This window comes from Streptomyces niveiscabiei (genome assembly GCF_001419795.1).
GTDB lineage: Bacteria > Actinomycetota > Actinomycetes > Streptomycetales > Streptomycetaceae > Streptomyces > Streptomyces niveiscabiei.
The window spans coordinates 1-8,453 of sequence record NZ_LIRL01000820.1 but is presented as its reverse complement, the minus strand read 5'-3'; the positions used below and the strand labels follow the sequence as shown (position 1 = coordinate 8,453).

The 8,453-nt window shown below is 73.9% G+C and carries 9 protein-coding genes; 7 read left to right on the top strand and 2 right to left on the bottom strand.

Annotated elements, in window-relative coordinates; all coding sequences use genetic code 11:
• From AOK24_RS34500 to AOK24_RS34470, 7 genes are all read left to right on the top strand, one after another.
• A partial coding sequence (locus AOK24_RS34500) for a carboxyl transferase domain-containing protein (RefSeq protein ID WP_276206878.1) occupies positions 1 to 522 on the top strand: 522 nt, incomplete at its 5' end.
• 10 nt (positions 523 to 532) lie between these two features.
• The gene (locus AOK24_RS34495; RefSeq protein ID WP_055723933.1) at positions 533 to 2,407 is read left to right on the top strand and encodes an acetyl/propionyl/methylcrotonyl-CoA carboxylase subunit alpha; all 1,875 of its coding nucleotides are present in this window, start codon (positions 533 to 535) and stop codon (positions 2,405 to 2,407) included.
• A complete protein-coding gene (locus tag AOK24_RS34490; protein WP_055723932.1) occupies positions 2,404 to 3,564 on the top strand; it encodes an acyl-CoA dehydrogenase family protein in 1,161 nt (386 codons plus the stop codon). Before AOK24_RS34495 ends, AOK24_RS34490 begins: the two co-directional genes overlap by 4 nt.
• 26 nt (positions 3,565 to 3,590) lie before the next feature.
• The gene (locus AOK24_RS34485) at positions 3,591 to 5,159 is read left to right on the top strand and encodes a 4-coumarate--CoA ligase family protein (RefSeq protein WP_055723931.1); all 1,569 of its coding nucleotides are present in this window, start codon (positions 3,591 to 3,593) and stop codon (positions 5,157 to 5,159) included.
• Positions 5,156 to 5,890, top strand: a complete 735-nt coding sequence (locus tag AOK24_RS34480) for an enoyl-CoA hydratase family protein (protein ID WP_055723930.1) — start codon at positions 5,156 to 5,158, stop codon at positions 5,888 to 5,890. The genes AOK24_RS34485 and AOK24_RS34480 overlap by 4 nt, the downstream gene beginning before the upstream one ends.
• Positions 5,891 to 6,186: 296 nt before the next feature.
• Complete coding sequence (locus AOK24_RS34475; protein WP_055723934.1) at positions 6,187 to 6,759, top strand: TetR/AcrR family transcriptional regulator; 573 nt, start codon at positions 6,187 to 6,189, stop codon at positions 6,757 to 6,759.
• Positions 6,760 to 6,819: 60 nt separating this feature from the next.
• Complete coding sequence (locus tag AOK24_RS34470) at positions 6,820 to 7,353, top strand: hypothetical protein (protein ID WP_055723929.1); 534 nt, start codon at positions 6,820 to 6,822, stop codon at positions 7,351 to 7,353.
• A gap of 112 nt (positions 7,354 to 7,465) precedes the next feature.
• On the opposite strand, the gene pdxH is transcribed toward AOK24_RS34470, so the two are convergent.
• Together pdxH and AOK24_RS49915 are read right to left on the bottom strand one after the other, a co-directional pair.
• Entirely contained in the window at positions 7,466 to 8,152 is a 687-nt protein-coding gene (gene pdxH / locus AOK24_RS34465; protein ID WP_107104114.1) for a pyridoxamine 5'-phosphate oxidase, read from the bottom strand.
• Between the two features lie 104 nt (positions 8,153 to 8,256).
• Positions 8,257 to 8,453, bottom strand: a 197-nt coding sequence (locus tag AOK24_RS49915; protein WP_206191324.1) for a hypothetical protein, incomplete at its 5' end; no start/stop codon positions are given.

The following is an 8,453-nucleotide window of genomic DNA, read 5'->3' as shown; positions in this document are numbered from 1 at the left end:
CAGCGGGACGTCCCGCTGCTGTTCCTGCACAACACCACCGGCTACATGGTCGGCCGGGAGTACGAGCAGGGCGGCATCATCAAGCACGGCGCGATGATGATCAACGCGGTGAGCAACAGCAGGGTGCCGCACCTGTCGGTCCTCATGGGCGCCTCGTACGGCGCCGGCCACTACGGGATGTGCGGCCGGGCCTACGACCCGCGGTTCCTGTTCGCCTGGCCGAGCGCCAAGTCGGCCGTGATGGGCCCTCAGCAGCTCGCAGGCGTCCTGTCGATCGTGGCCCGGCAGTCCGCCGCCTCCAAGGGCCTCCCGTACGACGAGGAGGCCGATCAGGGCCTTCGCGCCATGGTGGAGCGGCAGATCGAGTCGGAGTCCCTGCCGATGTTCCTGTCCGGGCGGCTGTACGACGACGGCGTGATCGACCCGCGCGACACGCGCACGGTGCTCGGCCTGTGCCTGTCGGCGATCCACACCGCCCCCTACGAAGGCGCGCGCGGCGGCTTCGGCGTCTTCCGCATGTGAGAGGTGCCTTGTGATTTCCACCGTTCTGGTCGCCAACCGGGGCGAGATCGCCTGCCGAATCTTCCGCACCTGCCACGAGGCGGGCATCGGCACGGTCGCCGTGCACTCCGACCCCGACGAGAACGCCCTGCACGCGCGCGTGGCCGACCGCTGCGTACGGCTGCCCGGGGCGACGCCCGCCGAGACGTACCTGCGCGGCGACCTGATCGTGAAGGCCGCCCTCGCGTCCGGCGCGGACGCCGTGCACCCCGGGTACGGCTTCCTGTCCGAGAACGCCGCCTTCGCGCGCGCGGTGCTCGACGCCGGCCTGGTGTGGATCGGGCCGCCCCCGGAGGCGATCGAGGCGATGGCGTCCAAGACGCGTGCGAAGGCCCTCATGGGGATCGCCCCGCTGACGGACGTCACCGACGCCGACCTGCCGGTGCTGGTGAAGGCGGCGGCCGGCGGCGGCGGGCGCGGCATGCGGATCGTGCGCCACGCGCGGGACCTCGCCCCCGCCCTGGAGGCCGCCCGCGCGGAGGCGGCGAGCGCCTTCGGGGACGGCGAGGTGTTCGTCGAGCCGTACGTCGAGCGCGGGCGCCACGTCGAGGTGCAGATCCTCGCCGACACGCACGGCACGGTGTGGGCGCTCGGCACGCGCGACTGCTCGCTCCAGCGGCGCCACCAGAAGGTGATCGAGGAGGCGCCCGCGCCGGGGCTGTCCGAGAGGGTGGCACGGAACCTCGAAACGCTGGCCGTACGCGCGGCGCGCGCGGTGTCGTACACCGGCGCCGGGACCGTCGAGTTTCTCCTCGCCCCCGACGGCACGGCGCACTTCCTGGAGATGAACACCCGCCTCCAGGTCGAACACCCCGTCACGGAGGCCGTGTTCGGCCTCGACCTCGTCGCCGAGCAGATCCGGATCGCCGAAGGAGCCGCCCTCGCGCCCGAACCGCCTCCCGCGCGCGGGCACGCGATCGAGGCCCGCCTCTACGCCGAGGACCCCGCGCACGCGTGGACCCCGCAGACCGGCACCCTGCACCGCCTCGCCGTCCCGGGCGGCGTCCGCCTGGACACCGGGTACGCCGACGGCGACACGATCGGCGTCCACTACGACCCGCTGCTCGCCAAGGTGATCGCCTACGCGCCCACGCGCGCGGAAGCCCTCCGCAAGCTGGCCGGCGCCCTCGAACGGGCCGCCGTCCACGGCCCGACGACCAACCGGGACCTCCTCCTGCGCTCCCTGCGCCACGAGGAGTTCACGCACGCGCGCATGGACACCGGCTTCTACGACCGCCACCTCACCGCCCTCACGCGCGCGCCCGCCGACCCGCTTGCCCCTCTCGCGGCGGCCCTCGCGGACGCGCACGGCCGTTCACGCTTCGGCGGCTGGCGCAACGTCCCCTCGCAGCCCCAGCGCAAGCGGTACGAACTGGCGGGGGAAGAGCACGAAGTCGAGTACCGGTACACCCGCGCGGGCCTCGACGCGGACGGCGTGCGCGTCGTCCACGCCGACGCGGGGACCGTCGTCCTCGAAGCGGACGGCGTACGGCGCCGGTTCGAGGTCGCGCGCTACGGCGACCGCGTGCACGTGAACGGGACGGCGCTGACCGCGCTGCCCCGCTTCCCCGACCCGGTACCCCAGCGCGCCCCGGGTTCGCTGGTCGCGCCGATGCCCGGCACGGTCGTCAAGGTCGCGCCCGGCCTTGTCACCGGATCGAGTGTCGAGGCGGGCGAACCGATCGTGTGGCTCGAAGCGATGAAGATGCAACACGCCCTTGCGGCCCCGGTCTCCGGGACGCTGACGGCGCTGGAGGTACAGGCGGGACAGCAGGTGGAGGTGGGAGCCCTGCTGGCCGTGGTCGAGGGCGACCGACAGGACGAACGAGAAGGAGCGGCACAGTGAGCCAGGTCATCGAATCCGACGAGCACAAGGCCCTGCGCGAGGCGGTCGCGGCCTTCGGCAGGCGCTACGGCCGCGCCTATCTGACGAAGGTCGTCGATGAGGGCCGCCACCCCACCGAGCTGTGGCAGGAGGCCGCGAAACTCGGCTACATCTCGGTGAACCTCCCCGAGGAGTACGGCGGCGGGGGCGGCGGCATCGCCGAACTCGCCCTGGTCCTCGAAGAGCTGGGCGCGGCCGGCTCGCCCCTGCTGATGATGATCGTCTCCCCGGCGATCTGCGGCACGGTGATCGCCCGCTTCGGCACCGAGGCGCAGCAGCGCGAGTGGCTCCCCGCGCTCGCGGACGGCTCCCGCCTGATGGCCTTCGGGATCACCGAACCCGACGCCGGCTCCAACAGCCACCGCATCACCACCACGGCCCGCCGCGACGGCGCCGACTGGCTCCTCACCGGCCGCAAGGTCTTCGTCTCGGGCGTGGACGCGGCGGACGCCACCCTCATCGTCGGCCGCACCGAGGACGCGCGCACGGGCCGCCTCAAGCCCTGCCTGTTCATCGTCCCGCGCGACGCGCCGGGCTTCACCCGCCGCAAGATCGACATGGAACTGCACGGCGCGGAGAAGCAGTTCGAACTCGCCCTGGACGACGTCCGCCTCCCCGCCGAAGCCCTCGTCGGCGACGAGGACGCGGGCCTCGCGCAGCTCTTCGCCGGCCTCAACCCCGAGCGGATCATGACGGCCGCCTTCGCGATCGGCATGGGCCGCTACGCGCTCGCGCGAGCCGTCGAGTACGCCCGCGAACGCACCGTCTGGGACACCCCCATCGGCGCCCACCAGGCCATCGCCCACCCCCTCGCGCAGGCGCACATCGACCTCGAACTCGCCCGCCTGATGACGCAGAAAGCGGCCTGCCTGTACGACGCGGGCGACGACACGGGCGCGGGCGAGGCCGCCAACATGGCGAAGTACGCGGCCGGAGAGGCGTGCGTGAAGGCCGTCGACCAGGCCGTGCACACCCTCGGCGGCAACGGCCTCACGCGCGAGTTCGGCCTCGCCTCGCTGATAACGGTCTCGCGCGTGGCCCGTATCGCCCCGGTGAGCCGCGAGATGATCCTCAACTACGTCTCCCACCAGAGCCTGGGCCTGCCCAAGTCGTACTGACCGCCGCCCCTGTGCGAGGAGGAACCGTGTTCCGCAGCGAGTACGCAGACGTCCCGGCAGTCGACCTGCCCATCCACGACGCCGTCCTGGGCCGCGCCGCCGAGTTCGGCGACCTGCCCGCGCTGATCGACGGCACCGACGGCACGACCCTCAGCTACGAGCAGCTGGACCGCTTCCACCGGCGCGTCGCCGCCGCGCTCGCCGACGCGGGCGTGCGCAAGGGCGACGTGCTCGCCCTGCACAGCCCCAACACGGTCGCCTTCCCCCTCGCCTTCTACGCCGCCACGCGCGCGGGCGCCTCGGTCACCACCGTCCACCCCCAGTACACGCCCGAGGAGTTCGCGGGGCAGCTGCGCGACTCGGCCGCCCGCTGGATCGTCACCGTCTCGCCGCTGCTGGAGACCGCCCGGCGCGCGGCCGAACTCGCGGGCGGCGTCGAGGAGATCTTCGTCTGCGACGAGGCACGCGGACACCGCTCGCTGATCGGCATGCTCGCCTCCCAGGCACCCGAACCGAGCCCGTACATCGACCCGGTGGAGGACGTGGCGGCCCTCCCGTACTCGTCCGGGACGACCGGGCTCCCCAAGGGCGTCATGCTGACCCACCGTCAGATCGCCACCAACCTGGCCCAGCTGGAGCCCGTGATGCCCGCGGGCCCGGGCGACCGGATTCTGGCGGTGCTCCCGCTCTTTCACATCTACGGCCTGACGGCCCTGATGAACGTCCCCCTGCGCCGGGGCGCCACCGTCGTCGTCCTGCCCCGCTTCGACCTGGAGACGTTCCTCGCGGCCGTCGAGAAACACCGCATCACCGGCCTGTACGTCGCCCCGCCGATCGTCCTCGCGCTCGCCCGGCACCCCGCCGTCGAGCGCTACGACCTGTCGTCCCTGAAGTACGTCATCAGCGCCGCCGCGCCCCTGGACGCCGGCCTCGCCGCCGCGTGCGCGCGCAGGCTGAACCTCCCGCCCGTGGGCCAGGCGTACGGCATGACGGAACTGTCGCCGGCCACCCACGTCGTCCCCCTGGACGCCATGGCCGCCGCCCCGCCCGGGACCGTCGGCAAGCTCATCGGCGGCACCCGCATGCGGATCGTCTCCCTCGACGACCCCGGCAAGGACCTCGGCCCCGGAGAGGCCGGCGAACTGCTCTTCCGGGGGCCCCAGGTGATGAAGGGCTACCTCGGGCGCCCGGACGCCACCGCCGCGATGATCGACGCCGACGGCTGGCTGCACACCGGGGACATCGGGTACGCCGACGACGCCGGCTGGCTGTACGTCGTCGACCGCGTCAAAGAACTCATCAAGTACAAGGGCTTCCAGGTCGCCCCCGCCGAACTAGAAGCCCTCCTGCTCACCCACCCCGGGATAGCCGACGCCGCCGTGATCGGCATGTACGGCGACGACGGCACCGAGGTCCCGCACGCGCACGTGGTGCGCAGTCCCGACGCCGCCGGCCTCTCCGAGGGGGAGGTGCTGATGTACGTCGCCGAACGCGTCGCGCCCTACAAGCGCGTACGCAAGGTCACCTTCGTCGACGCCGTCCCGCGCGCGGCCTCCGGGAAGATCCTCCGACGTGAGCTGAGGGAGCGCGCATGACCCTGATCGGCCGCAGCCGCGAACGTGGTGTCGAACGCCTCAGCCTCGACGCCGTGGACACCCGCAACGCCCTCTCGGCGGCCCTCGTCACCGGCCTCGCGGACGCGCTCGCCGACTGCGCGCGGGACCCCGCCGTACGGGCCGTCGTCCTCACCCACAGCGGGGGCACGTTCTGCGCGGGCGCCGACCTCAAGGACCCGCCCGCGCCCGAGGAGTTCGTCGGGCTGCTGCGCGCGGTCGTCGGGCTCGGCAAGCCGGTCGTCGCGCGCGTGGCGGGGCATGTGCGCGCGGGCGGCCTCGGGCTCGTCGCCGCCTGCGACGTCGCCGGGGCGGCCACCGGATCGACGTTCGCGTTCACCGAGGTGCGCATCGGGGTCGCGCCCGCCGTCATCTCGCTGCCCCTGCTGCCCCGCGCCGACCCGCGCGCGCTCGCGCGGTACTGCCTCACCGGCGAGCGGTTCGACGCCGCCGAGGCTGTGCGCGCCGGGCTCGTGACCGTCGCCGGCGACGACGTCGACGCCGCCCTCGCACCCGTCCTCGACGGGCTGCGCCGGTCCGCGCCCGACGGGCTGGCCGAGACGAAACGGCTGCTCACGGCTAAGGTTCTCGAAGCCTTCGACCGGGACGCCGCACAGCTGGCGACACTCTCCGCGCGGCTCTTCGCCTCGCCCGCGGCCCGCGAGGGGATGACGGCGTTCCTCGAACGACGGGATCCCGCATGGGTGCTGTGACCGCGGACGACCGCGCGCGGGGAGGACGGATGCCGGACGAGCGAGCACGGGGGGAAGGGATGCGGGGAGAAAGCGCGCGGGCAGAGCGCGTGCCGGCCGGCCGGGCGCCGGACGACCAGCAGGGGGACCGTACGTCCGGCGCCCGCGCGCGGGCGGGCCGGCAGTCCGGTGACCGAGCCACGGGCACCCGCGCCCCGACAGGCCGTGCGTCCGGCGACCGCGCGCGGGGGGAAGAGGGGCCGGACGAGCACGCGCGGGAAGGCCGCGCCGCCGCCGACCGCCCGCCCAACGACCGCGTGCCCAAGCAGGACCGCAGTCGCGTCACCCGGCAGCGGCTGCTGGAGGCCGCCGTCGCCTGTCTCGCCGAGTACGGGTGGGCGGGGTCCACGGTCGCCGTCGTCGCGGAGCGCGCGGGGGTCTCACGGGGCGCCGCCCAGCATCACTTCCCCACCCGCGAGGACCTGTTCACCGCCGCCGTCGAGTACGTCGCCGAGGAGCGGTCCGGTGCCCTGCGCGCGCTGTTCCCGCAGGGGGCCACCGACCGCGCGGCCGTCGTCGGCGCGCTGGTCGACCTCTACACCGGGCCCCTGTTCCGCGCCGCCCTGCACCTGTGGGTCGCCGCCTCCAACGAGGAGCAGCTCCGGCCCCGGGTCACCGAACTGGAGGCGCGCGTGGGCCGGGAGACCCACCGCATCGCCGTCGAACTCCTCGGCGCCGACGAGAGCAGGACTGGCGCGCGCGAGACCGTGCAGGGCCTGCTGGACATGGCCCGGGGGCTCGGCCTCGCCAACCTCCTCACCGACGACCGGGCCCGCCGGGAGCGGGTCGTGGGGCAGTGGGTGGCGCTGGTGGAGGCCGAACTCGGGTGAGGGGGCGGTGAGAAGGCGCAGGTCGGGGGCGTTGTCAGTGGCGGGTTCTACGGTGGGGGCATGGGAGACCGGTTCCAGGTGATCGTGGACCTCGACGCGGGCGAGGCGGAGGCGGCCCGGCTCAAGGAGCGGGTCATCGCGTGGCTGGTGGGGGAGGGGATCGTCGTGGCGGACGCGAGGGGGTACGCGGCCGGTCCCGGCTGGGCGCGGGCCGTGGACGACGACTGGGACCACGAGCCGTCGGGCGGGCTCGCGGTGCACGTGGGGCGCGGGGCCTTCCACAGCGGCGCGGACGCCCCGGAACACGCCGTCTGCCCGAGCTGCGCCGCCCGCAGAGCGCTGGACGCGGACGGCTGGGCCTGGGTCAGCACGGCGATCGAGACCTGGTCCGAGGCGGGTACGGCGACCCTGACCTGCCCGTCCTGCACGCGCACCGCGCCCCTGCCGGACTGGCGGTGGGACAACGCGCCCTTCGCCTTCGGCCACCTGGGCCTCAAGTTCTGGGACTGGCCCGACCTCTCCGACGCGTTCCGCGCGCGCATGGCCGACGTCCTGGAGGGCCACCGCACGGCGTACCTCTGGGGCAAGATCTGACGGCACCTCAAGCGCGCGGGGGCGCAGGAACTCAGGGCGGGCGCTCGCCCCAGGGCCCCGACGGCTCACGATTCCCGCGGCTCACGGTTCCCGCGCTCAAGGCCCCGCCGCCTCAGGGACTCAGCCGCTCCACCCGCCACCCTCCGTCCGCCTCCTCGACGTACCGCAGCCGGTCGTGGAGCCGGTTCTCCCGGCCCTGCCAGAACTCGACCGACTGGGGAGCCACCCGGAACCCGCCCCAGTGCGGGGGCACCGGCACCTGCTCCCCCTCGGGATAGCGCGCCGCCAACTCGGCGTACGACGCGTCGAGTTCCGTGCGCGAGGGGACGACGGAGGACTGCGCGCTGGCCCAGGCGCCGAGCTGGGAGCCGTGCGGGCGGGTGCGGAAGTACGCGGCCGTCTCGTCGCGCCCGGTCCGGCGCGCCACGCCGTGCACGACGACCTGGCGGGCCATCGGGTGCCAGGGGAACAGCAGGGAGACGTACGGGTTCTCAGCGAGGTCGCGGGCCTTGCGGGAGCCGTAGTTCGTGTAGAAGACGAACCCCTGCTCGTCGAAGTGCTTGAGCAGCACCGTGCGCGCGCTGGGCCGCCCCTCGGCGTCGGCGGTGGAGACGACCATCGCGTTCGGCTCGAACAGGTGCGCCTCGGAGGCGGCCTGCTTGAACCAGCGGGCGAACTGCTCCACCGGGGTCGCGGCAAGGGCGTCCTCGGCAAGACCCTCCGCCCGGTACTGCGTACGCATCGCGGCGGGATCGGGGGAAGCGGCGTCGTGGTCGTTCACGCGGTCATCCTGCCGCATCCGCGGGCGCGCGCGGGGTGGTCTGCCGGAACGCGCACGCGCGCGGGACCGCCGGACGGCCCAGACATGCCCCGGCGCTCCGCCGGGCACCCTTTGGGTGGCACTCAGTGCCGTACGACCTCCCCAAGGGTGACACCCGGGGATATGGTGCTGATGCCGCACAGCGGGAGCCGCAACCGGCTGTGCGCGCCCGGAACCAGCAGCACGCGAACAGCAGTACGCGAACCGAGCAGCACCGAGAACGACCACCCCGCGCGCGCCCGCGAGGACGATCGCTCCCCGCGCGCGGGGTGGTCGTTCT